Source organism: Methanoregula sp. (assembly GCF_041645475.1).
In the GTDB taxonomy this organism is placed as follows: domain Archaea; phylum Halobacteriota; class Methanomicrobia; order Methanomicrobiales; family Methanospirillaceae; genus Methanoregula.
The window spans coordinates 1-22,651 of record NZ_JBAZQA010000018.1 but is presented as its reverse complement, the minus strand read 5'-3'; the positions used below and the strand labels follow the sequence as shown (position 1 = coordinate 22,651).

General features: G+C 53.9%; 22 protein-coding genes and 1 tRNA gene. 15 read left to right on the top strand and 8 right to left on the bottom strand.

The genetic code is table 11. The features are described 5' to 3' along the window. Window positions 1-2: 2 nt before the first annotated feature. The gene (locus WC598_RS12865; protein WP_372961909.1) at window positions 3-221 is read left to right on the top strand and encodes a hypothetical protein; all 219 of its coding nucleotides are present in this window, start codon (window positions 3-5) and stop codon (window positions 219-221) included. Between the two features lie 33 nt (window positions 222-254). Here WC598_RS12865 and WC598_RS12860 read toward each other — a convergent pair whose 3' ends face one another. The 6 genes from WC598_RS12860 to WC598_RS12835 all read right to left on the bottom strand — a co-directional run bounded on the left by WC598_RS12860 (window position 255) and on the right by WC598_RS12835 (window position 4,614). Then, window positions 255-458: a hypothetical protein gene (locus WC598_RS12860; RefSeq protein WP_372961908.1), complete on the bottom strand. Its 204-nt coding sequence runs from the start codon at window positions 456-458 to the stop codon at window positions 255-257. Window positions 459-750: 292 nt separating this feature from the next. Then, a tRNA-Ser gene (locus WC598_RS12855) sits at window positions 751-835 on the bottom strand. Window positions 836-946: 111 nt separating this feature from the next. Next, window positions 947-2,545: a thermosome subunit alpha gene (gene thsA / locus WC598_RS12850; RefSeq protein ID WP_372961907.1), complete on the bottom strand. Its 1,599-nt coding sequence runs from the start codon at window positions 2,543-2,545 to the stop codon at window positions 947-949. A gap of 81 nt (window positions 2,546-2,626) precedes the next feature. Then, window positions 2,627-3,235 carry an orotate phosphoribosyltransferase-like protein gene (locus WC598_RS12845; protein WP_372961906.1) on the bottom strand — a complete coding sequence of 203 codons (609 nt, stop codon included), beginning with the start codon at window positions 3,233-3,235 and terminating at the stop codon, window positions 2,627-2,629. Between the two features lie 20 nt (window positions 3,236-3,255). After that, window positions 3,256-3,711: an NOB1 family endonuclease gene (locus WC598_RS12840; RefSeq protein ID WP_372961905.1), complete on the bottom strand. Its 456-nt coding sequence runs from the start codon at window positions 3,709-3,711 to the stop codon at window positions 3,256-3,258. A gap of 54 nt (window positions 3,712-3,765) precedes the next feature. Further along, a complete protein-coding gene (locus tag WC598_RS12835; RefSeq protein WP_372961904.1) occupies window positions 3,766-4,614 on the bottom strand; it encodes a ribose-phosphate diphosphokinase in 849 nt (282 codons plus the stop codon). Window positions 4,615-4,804: 190 nt separating this feature from the next. Between WC598_RS12835 and lonB the strand changes: the two genes are divergently transcribed. The 5 genes from lonB to WC598_RS12810 all read left to right on the top strand — a co-directional run bounded on the left by lonB (window position 4,805) and on the right by WC598_RS12810 (window position 11,749). Next, window positions 4,805-6,784, top strand: a complete 1,980-nt coding sequence (lonB, locus tag WC598_RS12830) for an ATP-dependent protease LonB (RefSeq protein ID WP_372961903.1) — start codon at window positions 4,805-4,807, stop codon at window positions 6,782-6,784. Between the two features lie 5 nt (window positions 6,785-6,789). After that, a complete protein-coding gene (locus WC598_RS12825; protein ID WP_372961902.1) occupies window positions 6,790-8,121 on the top strand; it encodes a TldD/PmbA family protein in 1,332 nt (443 codons plus the stop codon). After that, window positions 8,108-9,394, top strand: coding sequence for a TldD/PmbA family protein (locus WC598_RS12820; protein WP_372961901.1), 1,287 nt, complete (start codon window positions 8,108-8,110; stop codon window positions 9,392-9,394). Before WC598_RS12825 ends, WC598_RS12820 begins: the two co-directional genes overlap by 14 nt. Before the next feature lie 212 nt (window positions 9,395-9,606). Continuing rightward, a complete protein-coding gene (locus tag WC598_RS12815) occupies window positions 9,607-11,232 on the top strand; it encodes a PKD domain-containing protein (protein WP_372961900.1) in 1,626 nt (541 codons plus the stop codon). Between the two features lie 253 nt (window positions 11,233-11,485). Beyond that, entirely contained in the window at window positions 11,486-11,749 is a 264-nt protein-coding gene (locus WC598_RS12810; RefSeq protein WP_372961899.1) for a pro-sigmaK processing inhibitor BofA family protein, read from the top strand. A 16-nt stretch (window positions 11,750-11,765) separates the two neighbouring features. Here the strand turns inward: WC598_RS12810 and WC598_RS12805 are convergent, their stop codons facing one another. After that, entirely contained in the window at window positions 11,766-12,464 is a 699-nt protein-coding gene (locus WC598_RS12805; protein WP_372961898.1) for a KaiC domain-containing protein, read from the bottom strand. Beyond that, complete coding sequence (locus WC598_RS12800) at window positions 12,461-13,291, bottom strand: RAD55 family ATPase (protein ID WP_372961897.1); 831 nt, start codon at window positions 13,289-13,291, stop codon at window positions 12,461-12,463. The genes WC598_RS12805 and WC598_RS12800 overlap by 4 nt, the downstream gene beginning before the upstream one ends. A gap of 212 nt (window positions 13,292-13,503) precedes the next feature. Between WC598_RS12800 and WC598_RS12795 the strand changes: the two genes are divergently transcribed. The 9 genes from WC598_RS12795 to WC598_RS12755 all read left to right on the top strand — a co-directional run bounded on the left by WC598_RS12795 (window position 13,504) and on the right by WC598_RS12755 (window position 22,503). Further along, complete coding sequence (locus WC598_RS12795) at window positions 13,504-15,225, top strand: type II/IV secretion system ATPase subunit (RefSeq protein ID WP_372961896.1); 1,722 nt, start codon at window positions 13,504-13,506, stop codon at window positions 15,223-15,225. After that, the gene (locus tag WC598_RS12790) at window positions 15,222-17,153 is read left to right on the top strand and encodes a type II secretion system F family protein (protein WP_372961895.1); all 1,932 of its coding nucleotides are present in this window, start codon (window positions 15,222-15,224) and stop codon (window positions 17,151-17,153) included. The genes WC598_RS12795 and WC598_RS12790 overlap by 4 nt, the downstream gene beginning before the upstream one ends. A gap of 254 nt (window positions 17,154-17,407) precedes the next feature. Next, window positions 17,408-17,881 carry an alpha/beta hydrolase gene (locus tag WC598_RS12785; protein WP_372961894.1) on the top strand — a complete coding sequence of 158 codons (474 nt, stop codon included), beginning with the start codon at window positions 17,408-17,410 and terminating at the stop codon, window positions 17,879-17,881. A 114-nt stretch (window positions 17,882-17,995) separates the two neighbouring features. Further along, window positions 17,996-18,325 (top strand): ATPase, encoded by a 330-nt coding sequence (locus WC598_RS12780; protein WP_372961893.1) that lies wholly within the window; start codon window positions 17,996-17,998, stop codon window positions 18,323-18,325. After that, window positions 18,312-20,279 carry a V-type ATP synthase subunit I gene (locus WC598_RS12775; RefSeq protein WP_372961892.1) on the top strand — a complete coding sequence of 656 codons (1,968 nt, stop codon included), beginning with the start codon at window positions 18,312-18,314 and terminating at the stop codon, window positions 20,277-20,279. The genes WC598_RS12780 and WC598_RS12775 overlap by 14 nt, the downstream gene beginning before the upstream one ends. A gap of 3 nt (window positions 20,280-20,282) precedes the next feature. Beyond that, window positions 20,283-20,546: an ATPase gene (locus WC598_RS12770; protein WP_372961891.1), complete on the top strand. Its 264-nt coding sequence runs from the start codon at window positions 20,283-20,285 to the stop codon at window positions 20,544-20,546. A 12-nt stretch (window positions 20,547-20,558) separates the two neighbouring features. After that, window positions 20,559-21,137, top strand: a complete 579-nt coding sequence (locus WC598_RS12765; RefSeq protein WP_372961890.1) for a V-type ATP synthase subunit E family protein — start codon at window positions 20,559-20,561, stop codon at window positions 21,135-21,137. A gap of 63 nt (window positions 21,138-21,200) precedes the next feature. After that, the gene (locus WC598_RS12760) at window positions 21,201-22,199 is read left to right on the top strand and encodes a V-type ATP synthase subunit C (protein WP_372961889.1); all 999 of its coding nucleotides are present in this window, start codon (window positions 21,201-21,203) and stop codon (window positions 22,197-22,199) included. 1 nt (window position 22,200) lies between these two features. Then, window positions 22,201-22,503, top strand: a complete 303-nt coding sequence (locus WC598_RS12755) for a V-type ATP synthase subunit F (protein ID WP_372961888.1) — start codon at window positions 22,201-22,203, stop codon at window positions 22,501-22,503. Window positions 22,504-22,651 lie beyond the last annotated feature (148 nt).

Below are 22,651 nucleotides of genomic sequence, written 5' to 3'. Positions count from 1 at the left end.
CCATGTTTGAGGTGGTAACGTATGCCCAGGTTTTTGGAAAGCCCCTGATCCTGTACCTGGGTGTTCTGACCCTCATCGGATTCCTTTTTACCGCATCAATTGCTATCCTGAATCACCGGGGTATCCACATAATCCCGTTCCGGTGGCACATGCGGTGTGCTGTGGCATCAATCGGGCTTGCGGTTCTGCACGGGACCCTTGGGATACTGGCGTACTGGTAACGTATAGAAAAAGGGGGTTCGGGTATTTTGTGATTATAACCCGATTACGCGGAGGACTGCTCCGACTAATATGCCGAACATGGATGTGGATGCAGAGAGCATCCCAAGGAGGATATATCCTGCAATCGCACCGATCTTGAGGGGCATGTAGGTACGGTTGAGGTTAAGCCTCCGCACAGCGCGAAATGGCTTCGCATCTGCTGAAATGACTGGCTTGTTCTGTTTTATTCGGATCATTGGATCACCATACCTTCCCGGGGCCCGGATTAAGGGGGATCCCCGCTGAATATACCATATTATCAGAACAGGTAATATTTATTGTTTCCCAAATTCCCGAAATTTAAAATAGCGGGATAAATTTAATTTTTTCGTGAAAATGAGTCAAATTTGCCGTATTTTCCTATTTTATCCAACTGTGGTGAAAAAAGGCTGTCCGGAATCGGCAGATTCTGTCCGTTTGACCGGGTAATGCCCGTGCGGTCAAACACGCCCGGCACAATAGCAGGGAGAATAAAAGGCATTCATAAAACGCCGAGGGGGAGATTTGAACTCCCGAGGCGCGAAGCGCCAGTAGCTTTCGAGGCTACCGCCTTCCCGGGCTAGACTACCTCGGCACCGGTTCTCTTATTTTTTCCATCGATTCCTCTAATAGTTATCTGAATAACGCTCTGCAGGGTTTGTCATTAACCATGTACGGGCATGATTCAGAGAAAAAAGATGGGGTTTTATCCCATGCCGGGCATGCCGCCTTTTCCACCCTGCTGGGTGATCATCATGTCATCGACCCGGATGAGCATGATGGCAGTTTCGGAAGCGCTCTGGATAGACTGGCGCTTGGACCGCAGGGGCTCGATAACTCCCTCTGCGAGCATGTCCACAACTTTTCCCTCGTATACGTTCAGACCGGCATTCTTCTTGCCCTTGGAGTGGACGTTCTTGAGCTCCACCAGCTTGTCAATCGGGTTGTACCCTGAGTTCTCGGCAAGGGTGCGGGGGATGGATTCGAAGGCAGCTGCATAGGCTTCGAGAGCCATCTGCACCCGTCCCCCAACGGTCTGGGCGTAGTCCCGGATCTTCATGAGGAGTTCGGTCTCCACTGCGCCGCCGCCGACAACATAGGTCCCGTCTTCCATGGCATCCATGACTACGCGGGTTCCGTCGACAACAGCCCGCTCGAGCTCGTCGAGGAGATAGTCGCTCGTACCGCGGAGCAGGATGGTTGTGGTCTTGGGGTTCTTGCAGCCGGAGATCCTCGTGACTTTCCCTTCGTCGTCTTCCTCAACAAGTTCGGCGACACCGAGGTCTTTTGCGGTCAGGGTCTCGGGCTTGTTGACGATGTTGGCATGAAGGGCGCGTGATGCGTATTTCATGTCCTTCTCGGGAACATCCTCGATTGCAAGGATACCGCTCTTTGCAAGGAAGAACTGTGCTGCATCTGAAATGCCTTTCTGGCAGAGGAGGACATTTGCCCCGCTGTCGATGATCGCATCAGCGAGTTTCTTCAGCGCCTCGCGCTCCTGTTCGCTGAACGCGTTGATCTGTTCGGCGTTGGAGATCTTGATCTTGGCTTTCACCTGGGTCTTGGTGATCTCAAGGGGCATTGCAACCATTGCGACTTTTGCCTTCGTGATCTTCTTGGGCATGCCATCGTGAACCCGAACCTTGTCGATGACCACACCGCGGATCATTTCCGCGTCGTTCATGGAAGCACCCTTCTGCTTCTTGATCATCACGTCTTCTTCATCAACGGAGTATTTCCCGTTAACTTTCTCGGCAACGGTCATGACTGCATCAACAATTATGCCGTCGAGCTTGCCTTTGACCTGCTCTATTGATTTCCCGGTGATTGCCGTGTCGGCGATCTTGAGCAGGGTCTTCCGGTCGGTCGGGTCAACCTTGAGGGAGAGGCCATTCACGATCTCGAGTGCCTTCTCCATGCCTAAGCGGTAACCCTGCGCGATAACGGTCGGGTGGATACCCTGTTCGAGCATGGTCTCTGCCTGTTCCATCAGGGCGCCTACGAGGATGACTGCGGTTGTGGTCCCATCGCCGACTTCGTCGTCCTGGGTTCGTGCAACTTCGATGACCATCTTTGCGCCGGGGTGCTGAACGGCTATCTCACTCAAGATGGTGGCACCATCGTTCGTTATGACGATATCGCCTGAGCCGCTGACAAGCATCTTGTCCATGCCCCGGGGGCCGAGAGTTGATCTGACGGCGCCGGCGATAGCCTTTGCTGCCGCAATATTCGAGCGCTGGGCTTCCTTCCCGTAATTACGCTCTACATTTTCTTTTAAGATGATAATTGGCTGTCCAGATAGCATAACGGATCCTCCGATGTTGTAAAAGGTGGAATTGAACTTCTATATAAATATGTGCAAGGTTGTCCCGGAAAAAAGAAGAGATCAGTCAATGCGGGATATTTTGAAGAGCGAATAGACCGGTACGCCATCCACATCCTTGATACCGCGCTTATCGAATATCACCCAGATGGCAACCGGCACCGCATTGTGCTTCTTGAGGTACTTCACCACTTCCCGCATGGTGTTCCCCGAGGTTATGGTGTCATCGACAATAATGCACCGCTCACCGCTCACACTGGCAAAATTCCCGCTGATCGATCCGGTGGGGCGTTCGTTCTGGCTCTGTTTTGCCGGATGGTAGATAGCAAGCTGGGCCGTCTCCTGGACTGCGATGAGCGTTGCAAGGGGGATTCCCGAGATCGCAATACCTACGATAACCCCGGCAGCGGGTGTTCCGGTGTTCTCAATGGTCTGGGCGAGGTAATACCGGCTCAGGAGCATCTGTGCAGTCTCTTCAAGAAGGGGGGCCTGGCTTGAGACGGCAGTCCAGTCGATGTGGACATCTTTTGGGGCTGCGGTCCCTTTTGCCTGGGTTAAGAGCCACGTTACGGTCTCCATGGAAAGGGAGAGTTCATCTGCAATCTGACCCGGGCTGTGCCCATCGGCAAGAAGCACCTTGGCCCTGCTGATCAGATCGTCAAGGGAAGACATGGAAAAAGATTCGCCGGTATCTATTTAAGTTTTCTTTTAATTACTGCGCCGCAGATCATGCACTCCCCGTCATGCCCGTAGTACCTGCCGCAGCCGCTGCACCGGTATTTCCAGCGGACCTGCCGGGCCTTTCTCTGGAGAATGGGATGCGTCTCCAGTCTCAGCACGCCGGCAACGTTCTGGATGGCGAAATCATCCGTATACAAGACTGCACCCAGTTCGAGGGTAAGGGCCAGCAGTTCTTCATCGGTCGCCGAGATAATCCCTTTATCCCGGGATGTCTTTGCTGCCTGCCTCACCGCGTCGGTGCTCTCGCGCCCGGGAGACCGGACCTGGAGCCCGCTGGCGCACAGTTTCTCGAAATTTCCCTTTGCCCGGATATCGAGAAGTTCGTCGCAGACGGAGGGTGTTGTATAGAGTTCTCCCTCAATGGGAATATCAGAAAAGAAGACGCTTGCATCGAGAACTGCTTTCATATCCGGCTCCCCGTTCCCGGAAAAAAAGGGGTTCCTGAACCTGCTCTCACGTTTTCAGTGAGTTGTAAGGGCATGGGCAATCCGGTCCGCTGCTGAAATTTTACTGCATGCCCGTTCGATGGTGTCACTACTGATGACATCCCGGATCCCGGATGCCATGAGCCGGGCATAGGCTCCTCCGGTGAGTACCCCATGAACACAGGCTGCATATACCTCGTCTGCCCCCTGGTTGTAGAGCATTCCCGTTGCAGTCGCGATCGTGCCTCCCGTTGAGATGATGTCGTCAACGATAATGACGGATCTTCCCCTGGCACAGAGCTGTTTTGGTGCCATCTTCACCTCAACCCCGCTCAGTCGCGTTTTTTCCAGGTGGTCGACATCCCATCCCCCGACTGACGCCACCTGTTCGGCAAAGGCAAGTGCGCCATCATCCGGGGAGAGGATGAGCGGTTTGTCGAGATCCATGGTTTTTATGTAGGCCCCGAGGTCACGGGCAACCGAGATATCCTTTGCGGGGACAGAGAAGTATTTCAGAACCTCTTTGTCATGGATGTTGATGGTGGTGATATCCGAAACGCCATGGCTGAAGACGTGGGCGACTGCACGGATGCTTATCGGTTCGCCCGGGTGGAACCGCTTGTCCTGGCGGGCATATGCCATATAGGGAACAACCAGCCGGTTCTTCGAACTGTCGCAGGCATCGATCAGGAGCAGCAGCTGGACCAGTGCATCGTTGTCAACGACACTCCCGACAATGATCATCTCATCGTCAAGCTCTCCTGCCCGCAGGTAATGTTCCCCATCGGGAAAGCGGGAGTAATTTACATCTACTATTGTAGTCTTGAGGGCATGTGCAACCCGGGTGGCAAGAACCTGGGATTTCTCAGTACTGATTACCTTCATAGTATCGTTCCTTGGCCCGGTGCGGCAGAGGGCCCGGGATGTACGGTTGGGCATGAATATATACGGTATCTGGTATTGTAGTTTTTGCGCAAAACTGAATAAATGGCATGGTATTATTTTAAAAAGGTCAACTTGGATCAACGGACTTGACATCAGCTGAAAGTACTTAAACTATCATGAGACAAATTATATGAAACTCCAAGGGGAAAAAGAGGGCAAAACCGCAATGGAAAATTCTGAAATTTCATCTCCGCAGCCAGAACCGGCGGCACCGGAGAGTGCTGTCCCACAAGCCGCAAGCGCTGACGGCGTTATTGCGACATCGTCACAGATAGAAGTACCGCCAAAGCTCATCGATCAGGTGATCGGGCAGGAACGTGCGGTTGAAGTGATCAAGAAGGCCTCGATCCAGCGCCGTCATGTCATGATGATTGGCAGCCCCGGTACTGGCAAGTCGATGCTGGCAAAGGCCATGGCCGAGCTCCTGCCAAAGGAAGAACTTCAGGACATTCTCGTATACCCCAACTCTGACGATTCCAACAACCCGGTGATCCGCACGGTTGCGAGCGGCAGGGGAAAGCAGATCGTTGCGGCCCACAAGGCCGAAGCAAAGAAGAAGGCGCAGTTCCGTCAGACCCTCCTGATGCTGCTCCTTCTCGGTATTGCCGGGTATGCAATCATTACCATGCAGCTCCTCATGGGACTGATCGCGGGTGCCTTTGTGTTCATGGCCCTGCGCTACACAACACCCCGTGAGGAAGCAATGGTTCCCAAGCTCCTCGTCTCCAGCGACACGAAGAGTGTAGCCCCGTTTATTGATGGTACAGGTTCCCATGCGGGGGCCCTTCTGGGCGATGTCCGGCACGACCCGTTCCAGAGCGGCGGCCTAGAGACCCCTGCACATGACCGTGTCGAGGCAGGAGCCATCCACCGGTCAAATGGCGGGGTTCTCTTTATTGACGAGATCAATACCCTTGACCCCCACTCCCAGCAGAACCTCCTGACTGCTCTTCAGGAAGGCGAGTTCCCCATCACCGGCCAGAGCGAGCGATCGAGCGGGGCGATGGTCCGGACTGAACCTGTGCCCTGCAAGTTCATCATGGTTGCAGCCGGGAACCTCGATGCCATCCAGGGAATGCATCCCGCACTCCGCTCGCGTATCCGCGGGTACGGGTATGAAGTGTATATGGCGGAGAGTATGGATGATACCGAAGAGAACCGCAAAAAATATGTCCGGTTCATAGCACAGGAAGTGAAAAACGACGGGAAGATCCCGCACTTCGACCAGAGTGCTATCGATGAAGTCATAAGGGAAGCCCGCAGGCGCTCGAACCGCAAGGGTCACCTTACCCTCAAGCTGCGTGATATGGGTGGCCTTATCCGCGTTGCAGGAGATATCGCCCGCCAGGAGAGTGCACCGATCACCACCGGGGCCCATGTAATAACCGCAAAGAAGACTGCACGATCGATCGAAGACCAGGTTTCTGACGAGATCACGCGACACCTGCGGGAATACGAGATGACCGTTGTCGAAGGTACCCGCGTTGGCCGCGTGAACGGTCTTGCTGTCACCGGCAGCGATGCCGGTTCGGTCCTCCCCATTATGGCGGAGGTTACCCCGGCACAGGGTGCAAGCGGGACTGTGATTGCCACGGGGATGCTTAAGGAGATCGCGCAGGAATCCATCAAGAACGTCAGCGCAATCCTCAAGAAGTTCACGGGCAGGGATGTCAAGAATATCGATATCCATATCCAGTTCATCGGGACGTACATGGGTGTTGAGGGAGACTCGGCATCCGTCAGTGTTGCGACCGCTGTTGTCAGTGCTATCGAGGGCATCCCTGTCAGGCAGGATATTGCCATGACCGGTTCCCTCTCCGTCCGGGGGGATGTCCTCCCGGTCGGTGGAGTTACCTACAAGATAGAGGCTGCCGCCAAGGCTGGTATCAAGACGGTCCTGATTCCCCGGATGAATATGGGGGATGTCCTTATCGAAGAGCGGTTCAAACCCCTTGTCACCATCATCCCCATCGACACGATCGATGATGTCCTCAAGCTGGCGCTTGTGCCCGAGAACTCCGATGGTTTCCTCACCAAACTCCGGAAGATGGCGATGAGACCTTCGGCCCTGATCCCGGAAGTTACGGCGATCAACCAGACCCTGGCCTGAGTGCAATGTCGTGTATTTCCTATTACGACCTGCGCCACGTTACCGGCGAGACCACCCACATCGATATCGACAACAGTGTGGTGGAATCCGCCGGAAGCTCTTTTGTCAATGTTGCGGTACTCCGCGTCCTCTCCGGGCATGGGTGGGGTGTTCTCCAGATCGATAATTATACGCCCTGTACCGGCAGAAAGTTCGAGGAACTTCTTGAACAGGCCTGCCGGCTTGCCAACATCACTGAAGAGAAGGTAATACTCGGCGATGTACCTCATGGCATACTCCCGGTTCCTCCGGTGAAAGAGGATCCGTATGAGGTTCCCCTTGAAGAAAAATCCGCGCTTCTTGCGGCGATTGAGAAGGGAGCCCGCAGCCCCGGCATCGTGAACACCCGGGCCAACTACATAGAGCGGGTCGAGCACGTGAACTTCTCCGACAGTTCCGGCAACGAATACACGTACCGGATGACACGGTCCGGGTTCAACGTCCTTGCCGTTGCCTCCAGGAACGGGGATCTCCAGATGGGGTACGAGCGCGAGCACTCCATCCACGGGTTCAACCTCCGCCACCAAGAGGATATCGGGAAGAACGCCGCGGAGACAGCGATTGCACTTCTCGATGCGGGAGCACCCAAGGGTGGAAAACTGCGGGCAGTTCTTGACCCGGAACTTGCCGGTGTCTTTGCCCACGAAGCCGTGGGGCATGCCAGTGAAGGAGACCTGATTCACGAGGGCAGCTCGGTCCTGAAAGGGAGGACCGGGGAGAAGATAGGGAATGAGATCCTCTCCATCGTGGATGACCCCGGTCTCTGTGAGTTCGGGTTTGACCCCGTGGATGCAGAAGGCGTGGCCGTAACCCGGACCGAGATTATCCGGAAGGGCGTAATCCATGCTTTCCTGCACAACCGCGAATCGCTTGCGGCGGTCGGGAATGGCATTGCAGGCCACGCCCGGGCCATGCCCGGGGAACCCCCGCTCGTCCGGATGAGCAACACCTTCATTGAGGCCGGTGATGCCACGGAGGAGGAGATATTCGCGGAATGTAAAAACGGCATCTTCCTCAAAGGTTCACGGGGTGGCCAGGTAGACCCGGGCCGGGGAATTTTCCAGTTCAACGCGGAATACGGGTATCTCATAGAAAACGGGGAATGCACAAGGATGGTTCGGGACGTTTCCTTGTCCGGTGAGATCTTAACGACCCTGCACGGGATTGTCCTGTGCGGCAACAGGCGGGTGATGAGCCCGGGCTATTGCGGCAAAGGCGGGCAGAGCGTCCCCGTCAGCGACGGGGCTCCTCATGTTCTCCTGAATGATGCGGTGGTGGGTGGCAGTGGACTGGATTGATGAGCTGATACGGGAAGGGACAAAGAATGTCGATGAGGTCGAGGTCTATTACGGTGAGGGAACCAGCGTCTCGGCAGACTTAAAGAAACGTACCGTACATCTTGCCACGAATTCTGTTGAATGCGGTTTTGGCATCCGCGTCATCCACAAGGGGAGGATCGGATCGTCGAGCTCCAGCAATCCCGGCCAGTGGCGGGAATGCCTTGCCGCGGCCATAGCAAGTGCAAAACTTGCAACTCCCCAGCCATGGGAAGGATTGCCGGTACCGGCAACGCTCCCCGAGGTCCCGGGATCGTATGATTCCTCGATGAAGATCGAACCGGAATGCGCCCGCGATCTCCTCTCCCGGATGCTGGAGGGAGCAGAAGCACACCCGGCCGAAGTTACCTCGGGATCTGCGGGGCTCTCCCGCGTTGAAGTGACCCTTGCCAACAGCAACGGGGTCCGCTATACCGACCGGCACACCGGTGTCTCCCTATCGCTCGAAGCCATCCAAAAGCAATCGACCGGGTACGAGTTTGACCATGCATGGTCGCTCGCGATGGTTGATCCGGTTACGGTCGGGGAACGGGCAACGTTCTTTGCGAAGAGTTCGTCGGAAGGAGTGGATATCGAAACCGGTGACTACGATCTGCTCTTATCACCCCTTGCATATGCAGAACTCCTGGGTGGGGTGTTTGTCCCTGCCCTGAGCGGGCGCAGTGTTCATGCAAAACGCTCCCGCCTCGGGGAGTTCCTTGGCAAGTCCGTTGCCTGTGAACAGGTTTCAATGTATGATGCCCCCCACATGCCGGGGCCGGGTGGCTGTACTGCATGGGATGCAGAGGGGACGCCGACCCGCCGGACCGATTTTGTACGTGACGGGGTCCTCCAGTGCTTTGCCTATGATCTCAAGACCGCGTATCGCTACGGCAAAGCGAGTACGGCAAGTGCGGTACGGGGCGGGTCCAACGGTCTCCCTTCGATCGGTCATCACAATTTTGTTGTTGACGGCGTTCGCGATACCGTTGATGACGCCCGTGTGCTCTATGTCCATAATCTTGTTGGCGCCCATACCGCAAACCCCCTGAGCGGGGATTTCTCGGTCGAACTTTCCAATGCATTCTGGATGGAGGGCGGGGAATTCACGTCACCGGTCCGGAGCGCCATGTTCTCGGGAAATGTATTCGATCTCCACCACGGGATCGCCGGTATGAGCAGGAAGAGCCGGACCATAGGTTCGCTGGTTCTGCCCTCAATAAAAATCAACCAACAGCATATCATTGGAAAATAATACCGGGCACCCCCGGATATCCTGTTTTTACATGTTGTGGATTGGTCCTCCTTTTCTCTGGATAATATCGCTCCCAATGGACAATGCCATCATCTGGCTTGTGACATGCAGGCATCCCGTGTGTTTTCCTGTCACTGGTGAAAAAAAGACATAAATAACAGTCAGCCTACTGTTCTGTATTCATTTATTCCGGGGATCTAGCGATGAAATGCGTGAGGAAACAACGGGTTTTTACGGGAGTGCTGTTATCCGTTGTCTGCATCATCGTTTTTTTTATCCTGCCGGCTTCCGCGGCATCGGTACCCGTTGCGGGGTTTGTATCGAATGTGACCTCCGGTACCATGCCCCTGAGTGTCCAGTTCCTGGACTTATCTACGAGATCCCCGACTGAATGGATCTGGTCGTTCGGGGATGGTGAGACCTCCACGGCACAGAATCCCGCTCATACTTACATACGAGCCGGTACCTATACCGTCACCCTTGCTGCAACGAATAGCGGGGGCAGCAACATGGTGACGATGACGGAATATATCACTGCGACCAGGCCGGTCACCGCCCCGGCTGCGTTCTTTATATCGAATGTGACCACGGGCACCGAACCGGTTGCGGTCCAGTTCCTGGATTCCTCAACGAATTCACCAACGTCATGGTACTGGTCCTTTGGTGATGGCAGTATTTCCACAGGGGCGAGCCCGTTACATACCTATACCCGTGCCGGTGTCTACACCGTAGCCCTCACGGCAACAAATGCAGCCGGTAGCGATACGGTTACCCGGACCGGGTTCATTACGGTAGGGGCTCCGGCCACGGATACACCGGTTGCACGGTTCGTCTCAACCGTGAACTCCGGGACCGTGCCTCAAACCGTCCAGTTCATCGATGCGTCTACGAACTTTCCGGTATCCTGGTACTGGTCCTTTGGTGATGGCGGGACCTCGACCCTGCAGAACCCGCTGCACACGTATTCCCGGATCGGCAACTATACGGTTTCGCTGACCGCGACAAATGCCTGGGGCAATCACACCGTGACGAGGGACAATTATATGAACGTCGGGTCCTCTATCCCGGTAGCATCGTTTATCGCTACTCCTGCATATGGGCCGGTTCCCCTGTCCGTCCAGTTTACCGATACCTCCCAGAATTCACCCACCACCTGGGACTGGGAATTTGGGGACGGGAATACCTCGGCAATGCAGAATCCGGCGTACGAGTACACCGTTCCCGGTGTCTACACCGTTACATTCTCTGCCATGAATGCCGCTGGCAGGGGAACCACAATCCGAAATGATTACATCTCTGTCGTTGCACCCTCCCCTCCGGTGGCTTCATTTACTTCTGACGTGCGCGAAGGAACTGCACCCCTCACAATCCAGTTCTCGGATAGTTCTACCAACTCCCCGACTTTTTGGGCCTGGTCGTTTGGGGACGGATCCGTATCGGTAGTGAAGAACCCCTCGCATAGCTATACGGGCAGGGGCTCCTATACTGTCACACTGATCGCGACAAACGCCGGTGGCTCCTCTACCTCAACGATGAATGATTACATTACGGTTTCTGGACAGTCCGGCTCTTCTGCGGTGACAGCCGTACGGGAAACGGCTGAGCCAGCCGGTCCATCTCCTGCACCTGCGGCAGTCACGGTGACTCCTGCTCCTGTGACTCCCCCTGTAGTGACAACGGCACCGAATCCAATCATTTCGGCCCTGGCAGATACCTCATCCGGTATCTCCCCTCTGATGCTGATCCTCGCCGTTCTGCTGGTGGCGGGTGTTGTTATTGCCTGGTGGCTGATGCGATCTCCGAAAAGATCCCGCCGGCAACGAGGGAGGGATCTCTAAAACGGCTGTGAATGTGGCAGTTGCGCTCCTGCAGGTATCTCTCTTTCACGTATCGTGGGGAGTTCAGATTCAGAGGGGATAGGACCGGTTTTAAGGCACAGGAAATCGTATGGATGAGTAGCATTTTATGGATAACTGTGGAAGTACGATCATGGATACAGGCTCTCCCTTACGTGGAATCCGGGCACACAACAGACAATTTGAACAGATAATGCGATATCAACCATATTTCATTGGTGAATAGGAAAATATCATGGCAGACCTGCTCATTGCCGTTATTCTCATCGTCGTCATCATTGCGATCGTCTGGTTCCTGGTCAAAAAAGCCGCGATACTGGCCGTGAATGCTATCCTGGGCATCATATGCCTGTTTCTCCTCAACTTCCTTGGTGTAATGCAGTGGATCGGCAAACCCGATCTGGGGTACAACCTGGCAACAATCCTCATCTGTGCGGTCGGGGGCCTCCCCGGCGTTCTGATTCTCGTGCTTTTGAATATCTTCGGAATTACGATATAATCAAAAATGTGCAGGATCAGAAGACATTTGCCTCGGAATAGACGAGCACCTGGTCCTGCATCAGTTCGTAGGGTTTGATCTCCCGGGAATGGGAGGACATCCTCATTTTTACCACTTCAAGTGCCAGATGGACATCGGTTAGGTCTGACGGGCGGACATAGCGGAGCAGGATAACCGTATCGGACAGGTATTCGATGAGGGCGTGCCGGCTTGAGAAGACATTGTCCCGGTCGGTCTCCGATGTCATCATGATGGTGCACTGCTTGTCGCGAAGCCCTTCGATAAACCTGAACATCTCCTGCCGTCGTTCGGAATCCGAGGTGAAGAGATCCTCGAAAAGGGAGATAGGATCGATAACAACCCTGCTCGCCTTCACTTTCTGGATGAGCTTGGGAAGCTCGTTCTTGATGCGGTTGTTCGCCAGGTTGAAATCCGTGGGGTCGAGTTTGATGACAAAGAGCGTCTTGTTCAGGAACGGTTCCACGTCCCAGCCCTTCTGTCGCATGTAGAGCAGGATACGCTCTTCGCGCTCTTCGAGGCTGATGTAGATGATGCTCTCGCCCTTTTTAAGCCCCTCCCAGACAAATTCCAGGGAGAAGGTTGTCTTTCCTGTACCGTAGGTGCCAATCAGGGAACAGATGCTCCCGGCGATCAGCCCGCCGCCCATCATGTCGTCGAGCCCGACGATACCGACTTTGACCCGCTCCATGTTCATATGACCACCCGTATGTTCCGCACTTCAAACCCGCCCTGGGTTGTGATCTTGACGGCGAATTTCACCAGGTCCCGCTCTTCAAGATGAGGCATAACGCCCCGGAACTTCTCAAAGTACATCACCCGCTGGCGCCGTGCACCGGTCGTCTCTTCCCACTGGAAGAGCATGACGGCGTCAGCGATATCCGCTAGCTCCTTTTGCCGGGAGGGATCGAGGATCCCTTCGCTGAGCAGGAGATAGGTGGTGATCCCGCGCTGCTTGGATATCCTTTGTAAACCCCGTAGAAAACCGGTCAGGTTCTGCCAGATATTTGGGATCGACGACTGGGTTGCGATGTCGGTGACAGAGTCCAACACCAGAATGCTGTTGGGCTTGATATCATTGATGACATTTGCGAGCTGGAAGAGGAGCCCCTCTTTCCCGGACCGGTTCTGGAGCCGGGTGATGATGTCGCTGCGACTGTACCATTCATCGGGTACTACACTGTTATCGAAGTACAGCTCGGAGAGGTCATCGAATTTAATCTCGTTCACGATCTGGTCGAGACCCTCGATATTGAAGGAACTGGTGATCTCCTGCTGGACATCCTCCTTGAGCCGGGTGAAGGTGATATACCTCACCTCCCCGGGGAGCTCGGCGTCCGGGGTTGGTTTCTTGTCCTTAATGAGGCCTAACACGTTGACAATGGAGCTGTAAGCAAATTCGTAATTCCCTGCCCCGATATCCCCAAGAAGGAGGACAACCGAACCCCGGGGAATTCCGCCACTGAGGATCGGATCGAGGGATGTGATCCCGGTAGGTGTTTTTTGTTTTGCATTTTCCTGCATCAGGTAACCTCATCAAAGACGGACGTTGTTCTCCCGTACAAGGAACTCTAATGGATTTATGGTAAATATATCTGTCCTTGATGGGTTAAACCAGGGACCATATTCCGGTGATAACTGCGACCGGGTTTTTTCAGGTTATATTATTATATAGGTGGTACCCCGATTTATTATCCGGGAGAAGAAAAATTTTCGGGGAAGGGTAGATCTTTACCATGCAGATACCAAAAATCTTCGGGTCGTTGTTCCATAAAACCCATAATGATAAGGGGGGGTCTGGGGAAGCGGATCCCAAAACAGAATCAATAAACGAGGTGACCGGTATCCCGCCTGTCTCCACTCCAAAGCCCGCAACCCCCTCATTTGGACGGTATTTCCATTTTCTGAAAGGAAAAGAGACGGCTGTTGTTGAAGAATACGATTTTGACCGGCACGGTACACTTGTTGAGGCAGATCTCCCCGACACCTATGAGCACATCGATGAGTACTGGGTGGATAAGGGCCGTTCGCTTGTGGTTATTGCTCTCAACAAGAAGAACAACCTGAACGAATATCTTCTCTTTGAACCCTCCCTTTCTGAATTTGAATATGAGCTTCTCGAACGGCTCCATGAGGACCTGCGCGATGTACTCATTCTGACTTCAGAAGAGATCCGGAAGGATCACCGGGTCATCATCCTTGAAAAAATCCATCATCTTCTTGATGACTACGGTCTCGATCTGGAGCGGTCCACGCTCTTCAAACTCCAGTATTACCTTATCCGGAACTTCATCGGGTGGTCCCGTATCGATCCCCTGATGAAGGATCCCCTTCTCGAGGATATCTCCTGCGATGGCAACAAGATTCCCGTCTTCCTGTACCACCGGAAATACCGGAACATCAAGACCAATATCGCATTCGAGGCCGAGGTCTTAAATTCCCTTGCAATCACCCTTGCCCAGCGTTCCGGTAAGCACATCTCAACGGGGGCGCCGATGATCGATGCTACCCTCCCGGAAGGTTCACGGCTGCAACTGACGTTCGGCACAGAAGTGACGACACGGGGTACATCCTTCACGATCCGTAAGTTCCGGGAAGAGCCGTTCTCTCCCATCGAACTCATGGAGAACGGGACGTTCAATGCCGAAGCACTTGTTTATTTCTGGCTCTCAATCGAGAACAACAAGAGTCTCATCTTTATTGGAGGGACCGCATCCGGGAAGACAACTTCCCTCAATGCCGTGTCTCTCTTTATCCCCCCGGTTGCAAAAGTGGTAAGCATTGAGGATACCCGTGAAATCACGCTCTACCATGACAACTGGATCGCCAGTGTCACCCGTGAAGCCCTCACGGAGGGTGGTAATGGTATCAGCATGTTCGATCTCCTTCGGGCTGCCATGCGACAGCGCCCCGAGTTCATCCTTGTAGGTGAGGTACGGGGTGTGGAAGCCCAGACGCTCTTCCAGGCCATGAATACCGGCCACACTACCTTCTCGACCATGCACGCAGGAAGTGTGGACGCTGCCATTCATCGTCTGGAGAGCGAACCCTTAAACGTGCCGCGGAACATGATGCAGGCCTTGAACATCCTCAGCGTCCAGGCGCTGATCTACCGGGGTGTTGAACGCGTCCGCCGGGTCCAGGAGATTGTCGAGATCTCCGGTATCGATCCCTCCACCGGCAACCTGCAGGTCAACAATGTCTTCCTGTATGATCCGGTCCGGGATGTCTTTTCCTACACGGGACGATCACAGATCTACGCCGACATCGCTGAGAAACGGGGATGGACGCGGGATGATCTCGAATCTGAGATCCAGCTCCGGAAATCCATCCTGGAAGCAATGAAAAAACAGGAGATCACGGATTACATCTCGGCAGCGTCGCTCTTCCACGCATATCACATCAGTCCAAAAGGCGTACTTGCCAATATAGAAGACCTTCGTAAGGTACTCCAATGATCATAAGGGAATACGTCCAGAAATGGATTGACAGCGATCCGGTCAGGTACAACTCCCTGCATGCAGACATGATATCTGCCCGGGCGGGTATGACGCTCGAGCAGTATGTCTGGAGGACGGTACGTGTCTCTATTCTGGTGGGGATCCTCTTTGGTATTCTCGGGTTCTTCTTTGGAGCAATCCTGTCTTTTCAGGTCTCCCTTGGAAAAGGTGGCATCTACAATGTCCTGAATGTCCAGTTCCCGGTTCTGTTCGATATTATCGCCCCCACCGTATACATCCAGACATTCATGATTATCATCTCCTTCTGTATCGGGAGTTACATCGGCTACCTCGTGATGCTGAAACTGCCTGCCATGGAGAAGGGCAACCGGGCAGTCAAGATCAACCTCACCCTGCACAATGCTGTTGCGTACATTTATGCAATGCGGAAAGGGGGTGCACAGCTGATGACGATCTTCCGCTCCGTCTCGGACCGGGCGAACATCTACGGAGAAATTGCCCTTGAATTCCGCCAGATCGTTCGCGATGTCGACTTTTTCGGGTACGATGTGGTGACTGCAATAAAGCACCTGACGGAAACAACACCTTCGGAAAAACTGAAGAACTTTCTCGAAGATCTCCTGTCTGTCATCGAGAGTGGCGGGGACATGTCGGATTTCCTCTCGATGCGTGTCCGGCTCTACCAGGAAGAGGCACGGTTCGAGCAGAAACAGTTCCTGAACATCCTTTCCCTTGTTGCCGAATCCTATGTCACCCTTTTTGTTGCCGGGCCGCTCTTCCTGATTATCATCATGGTCGTCATGGGCATGGTGGGCGGAAGTGCGGTGCTCCAGCTGGCGCTCGTCACGTACGCCGTAATGCCGATCGGATCCTTTATCTTTATCCTGCTCATCGATGTCATATCGATCAAGGGTGAGAAGACGGAACGGTATGTCAAGCAGAAATGGCTGCACACCTACGAAGAAGTTCCGGTTGTCAAGAAGATTAACGAAGAGGAGCTTTTTGCCCAGCTGAAAAAATATGACCAGGTGCGAAACCTGATCCATTTTCTCAAACACCCCCTTGAGAGTTTCGTCTCCAACGTGAACCATACGCTCTATGTGACGGTGCCTGTAGCGATCATCTATGTAGTTTTCATTCTGATGAATGTCCCGCGTTACACGAACCTCGAGACCTACATCAACGTGGTCGACGACCACATTATTATTGCCCTTCTTATCGTGATGATTCCCTACGCTATCTTCTACGAGATCTGGTCCCGGAAAGTTCTGGGTATGCAGGAGCTGATGCCGGATTTCCTGGAACGGATGGCGGGCATCAACCAGGTTGGACTGACCGTTGCCCAGGCCATCGGCATCCTGGTGAATACGAGTCTCGGATTGCTCAGTTATGAGGTCCGGCGAATCAAGCGGGATATGGACTGGGGGGCGAATTTTACCGAAGCCCTTGTGCGGTTTGAACAACGGGTAAGCACCCCCTCCATTGCCCGTACGGTTACACTGATAACCAAAGCCAGCGAGATGAGCGGGCAGATCGGCGAAGTACTCTCGATTGCTTCAAGCGATGCAAAGATGTCCGAGGTACTGAAAAGAGAGCGGCTCTCCGAGATGTTTATCTATACGGCTATCGTGTACCTGTCCTTCCTGGTCTTCATATTTGTCGTGGGAGTGCTCGTCTCCCAGTTCCTCCCGGTACTTGCGAATATATCGACGGAAGGGATACCGACAAGCGGAGTGATGGCGGGGATCGGGTCGGTTCCTACCATTACGTTCGGGCGGATCCTCTACCATGCCTGCCTGGTCCAGGCCCTCTTCTCGGGCCTCATAGCCGGGCAGATGGGAGAGTCATCTATTGCGGCCGGCGTGAAACATGCCTGCGTTCTCCTGATAATTGCGCTGGTTGCCTTCAACTTCGTCATTGTCTGAAAAAAACTGCATACGGGCTACACAGCAAAAACGGTGCAGTCAGATATCCTTATATCTTTCCGTGGATATCTCGTACTGAGGCGAACGAAGTTGTGCACTGTCGGCGGGGGTCCCACGGGGGATCTTAATTTTGATGATGACCGGGTGAAAGGGAAAAGTTACCGCTGTAATGAATGCGAGGAGAAGTTCCTGAACATCAACCCGAACAAGAAACCGATCTGCCCCAACTGCGGATCGAATGATGTCACCGAACTATGATCTATCCTCTGGCTGAGGAGTTCCTTCTCGTCAGCGGGGTAGATTCTTTTTTACTGGTAGCGCGGGCGGGTGCCCATTTCGGTCTGCGGATCGAAACACCCGGTGGCGAGTTCAGCCAGACTGTCGAGCCTGACGATCTCGTTGCAGTTTCAGCACCGGAAGGCGGTCCCCTGGAGCCGGCTTTCATGCTTGCCGAATTTGTCAGGACATACCGGATGCCCTTAATCGTTCTGCCAAAGGATCACCCCGGATCGAAACGGTTTTCCTATCTTGTTTCCGTGGGACCGGTAATCAATACCAGCTGTACCATCATTCGGGGGACACATCCCGAACAGCACCTGATCTGCTCAAGCGATGAGCTCTCGGGAATCGTTATGATGGGGCATCCCGGCAGCGTGGAGATCACCGGCCTGCCTGCGCCTTTTGTTCCCCGGTACGTAAAAAACCGTATTATAACCGAATTTTCCTGATACGGGATGTATTCCCACTCTCTCTCCTTATTAAATGCACCCTTTTGATCGAAAATGACAATACATATATGGTTTTTTTCACCTATTATTGTACTGCCGTGAGAGGAGGGTTGGATGAAGACTGAGGTCCTAAGAGACATCAAGAAAGCTGAAGAAGAGTACCAAACGATGATCAGCAAGGCCCAGGAAGAGAAGAAGCAGAAGCATTCTCAGGCTGAGCTTGAAGCTGATAACCTGGTAACAAAAGCGCAGAGCAATGCAGAACAATATAAAAAGCTGAAACTGGAAGAAGCACGGCACCAGGCGGCACTTAAGCACGCTGAAATCATAAAGAGCGGCAATCAGCGCGCAGCAGCACTCAAGGTGAAAGGGGAACAGAACCTTTCAAAAGCAGTGCAGCTGCTGGTTTTGCGGTTTAAGGAGCAGCTGCATGTTAAAGCCTAAGCAGATGAGCCGGCTTCTCATTGCAGCCTCACGGGACCAGATGGCCCCGGTTATTACGGAACTCTACCGTCATAACCTGTTCCACATCGAAGAATTCGTTGATCAGGGACAGGAAGGCTATGAGGGCTTTAAGATAGGTACGCCTCTTCCGGGAGCAAGCGAGAAGTCCACGGATCTCATCAAGGTCCGGGCCATCACGAATGCAATCGCTGTTCGCGGTGATGATATTGATTCGGTCAAGACCTGCCAGAGGGCAGAGTTGAAATCGAAGATTGAACGGGAACTCCCGGCTCTTGAACGGGATGTTGAGGATCTGACGGTCCGACGCTCGAAACTTGACACCAAGCTCAAGGAGTACGAGCAGAAGATTGTTGAGATCACCCCGTTTGCGAGCGTCCCGGTGGACCTGGATCTGTATCACGGTTACACGAGATTCACCGCATTTGCCGGGTATGTTCCTCACGAAATCACGTTGTCTGTGCCCAATGAAATGTTCTTTTCAAAGGGTAAAGAGAAAAACTTCCTTGTTGTAATCGTACAGACCGAGCAGCGGGGAGAGGTCGAACGCACGCTTCAGGAAGCCGGGTTCCAGTCGGTTACCATACCCGACGAGACCGGGTCGCCCCAGTCGCGTATCGACTATTATTCCGGGCAGATCGCAAGCCTCACCAAAGAGATTGCGGAGATCAACGGGAAACTCGCGGGTGTCAGGCAGAAACACGCCGAGTTCCTTGCTGCCTGTGAGGAATTCTTAAAATCCGAAGTTGAACAGACCGAGGCACCGCTCCGGTTTGCAACAACGAAACAGACCTTTGTTGCAGAGGGATGGGTCCCTTCAGACAAGGTCGAGGAAGTTAGCAATTCACTTGTACAGGCAACCGGTGGCAAAATCTATGTCACGGTATTGCCAACCGACTATGAGCACGATGCAGTGCCGGTGGAATATAACAACCCGGACTTTGCAAAACCTGCACAGATGCTCATGGACGTTTACTCCCGGCCCAAGTACACCGAAGTTGACCCGACACTGATGCTTGCCATCGTGTTCCCGATCTTCTTTGGTCTTATCCTCGGGGATGTTGGTTACGGCCTGCTCCTCCTGATAATGTGTTTTGGCCTGCGGAAGATGATGAAAGGCGAAGACGGGCAGATGTTCTTGAAAGTACTCCGGAACGCGAGTATTATGAGCATCATCTTTGGCCTGCTCTTCAGCGAGTTCCTTGGGTTTTCGCTTCCATGGGCCCCGATTATCTTCTCCCGCCACCTGTTGATTGGCGGGGGCGGAGGGCACGGGCCGGCAATTCCCGCACTGATGATCATGTCCATCTGGATTGGTATCCTGCATATCACGCTCGGCCGGGTTCTCGGCATGTACAACCATGCCAAACAGGACCATGGCATCCATCGCACCAAAGCGGTCGTGGCCAACTTCGGCTGGCTTGCGGTCATGTGGGGTATCCTCATCGCTATCTGGTCGAACGTGGCAATGCCGTATATGTTCAATCTCACCCATCTGCCGGTTGTGGCACTCGGGTTCAATGTCGGCACGTTCGTTGGAGGGGCGCTCATTCTTATCGGTGTCATCTGCATCGCATGGGATTCCGTTCTTGAAGTCATCGAACTGCCCACCATCATCTCCCACGTGCTCTCCTATGCACGTCTCGTCGCGGTCGGGCTCTCATCCGTTGCCATCGCGATGGTCGTCAACTACATGGCCATCGGGATGTTCATCAAGCCCCAGCTCGCAAATCTCACCATTGTCGGTGTGTTCATCATCCTTGTCGGTGTCATCATTTTCCTGCTCGGGCATACCCTGAATCTGGCACTCGGCATCCTGGGCGGTGGACTTCACTCGATTCGTTTGCACTATGTTGAATTCTTCACCAAGTTCTACAAGGGTGGAGGCAAGAAGTACATTCCATTCGGAATGAAAAGGAAATTTACGGAGGATTAAATTATGGCAGCAGAAGTAGTAGCAATTGCAGCAACAGATCTCGCAACAATTCAGGCATCGCAGATGGGAATGAAGGCAATCGGCGCAGGACTTGCCGTCGGCCTTACCGGTATCGGTACCGGTGTGGCTGAGATGGGTATCGGCGCAGCAGCAGTCGGTGCCATCGCCGAGAACAAGGACTTCTTCGGTCTTGGTCTCCTCTTCACCGTTATCCCGGAAACCATCGTTATCTTCGGTCTTGTCGTCGGTCTCCTGCTGTTGTTCTAATCGGAGCAGACAATGGGACTGGAAGCAGTAGTCGAAGAAATCAGGGCAAAAGGCAGATCCGAAGCGGAGAAGGTACGGGCCGAGTCCAAGGCCGAGTCAGACCAGTTCCTCGCCGCCGCCACCAGGAAGTCTGAAGCTATCAAGCTTGCAGCAGATGAGGATGTTGCAAAACAGGCAGCCCACCTCATCAGCCAGGACGTTTCGGCGGCAAACCTGCTTGTCAAGCGTGAGCTCCTCAACACCCAGAAGGCGCTCCTTGACCAGGTGTACGAAGCCACCCGCAAGGAAATAGCCGCACTCCCTGAAAGCTTCCATCGTGAAGCCATCAAGAAACTCCTCACCGAGGCAAAGAAGGAGATCCCTTCCGGCACCATATTCTGCAATGCCCGGGATGTGCCGGCCGCAAAGGCCGTCATAGCCGAGCATGCAGAGTTTGCCGGGTTCAAGGTCGGCGAACCGGTCGATATTGACGGCGGGCTTCTTATCGAAGGTGAGGGGGGCGCATTGCAGATTGATTACAGCTATCGCACATTCCTTGCACGTGTCTGGGAATCCGGGTTGAAGGATGCATCTGATATCCTGTTTGGTTGAGGAGGTCCGCGTATGGGTGTGAATATATCAGCACCGTACATTTACGTGTGTACCAGGATGCGGATGAGGAAGTCAAAGCTCCTCCCCAAGGAGGAGTACCAGCGGATGCTCAACATGAGCGTCTCCGAAATCACCCGTATCATCGGAGAAACCGAATACAAACAGGAGATCGACGAGCTCGGAACCACGTTCAAGGGAATCGACTTAATCGAAGTCGCACTCAGCTGGAACCTTGCCAAAGAATACCAGAAGATCCAGGAGATCACCCCCGGAACCTTAAAACAGTTCACGCAGGTGTACCTCCGCCGCTGGGATATCCAGAACGTGCTCACGATCCTGCGGGGCAAGATGCAGGGTGAGAAACCCGGCAAGATCAAGGAGATCCTTATTCCTGCCGGCAGCCTCGACAAAACAATCCTCGACCGGATGCTCTCAGAAGAGAGTCCCGACCGGGTCATCGAGATGCTGAAAGACCACCGGATGTATCCGGTCTTTGTACGGGAATACCCCGCTGCAAAGGAGGCCGGCTCCTTCTCCCACATGGAGAATGAACTCTACAAGCACCTCTATGCCAACATCATCAACGATGCCAAGACCGGCGTCAAAGGCGGTGCCTCGTTCCTTGCGTATATCCAGCTTGAGATAGACATCAAGAACGTCAAGACCCTCTTCCGCCTCCGGGCGGATACCATCGAAGAGGATGCGCGGGATATGTTCATTCCCGGCGGCAGTCTGTCGATTACGGATTTCGCCAGCCTGAACGCTATCAAGGACACGAACGAGTTCATTGACATGCTCAAGGCCAACATCCGGAATGACGACCTGCATGCACTCCTTGACGAACTGAAAGGGAAGGCACAGGTCCACGATGTCGAGGCCCGGCTCACCCGCGTGCAGCTGGCCCAGATGGAGAAGATGAGTAAGCGCAATCCGTTCTCTATCCACCCGATTCTCGTGTATCTGGAGAAGAAGAAGTACGAGGTCTTCAACCTGCGGGCGCTCGCACGGGGCAAGGAGTCACATCTCCCCTCTGAGAAGATCGTGGATTACCTGGTGATGTAAGATGGAGATCGCAGTTATCGGCAACAGTGAGTTTATCCTCGGGTTCCGGCTTGCAGGCATCCGCAAAACCTATGCTGCGGAAAACGACGAAAAACTGACCGAACATGTCACCAGTGTGCTGCAGGATGGCGATGTCGGCATCCTTGTCCTCAACAGCAGCGATATGGAACGTATCCCCCGGAAGCTTCGCGTCACGCTTGAAAACTCCGTGAAGCCAACGGTCATTGCCATTGGCGGCGAGGAAGGGGGACTCTCCATGCGGGAGAGAATCAAGAGATCGGTGGGTGTTGATCTGTGGAAGTAAAAGCAAAAGATGCAAAGGAACAGAAACAAGGGGTCCTGAAAAGGATCGCCGGCCCTGTCGTTACGGCAGTCAACCTTGACGCCCACATGTACGATGTGGTGAAGGTCGGCAAAGAAGCGCTGATGGGAGAAGTCATCAAGATCCAGGG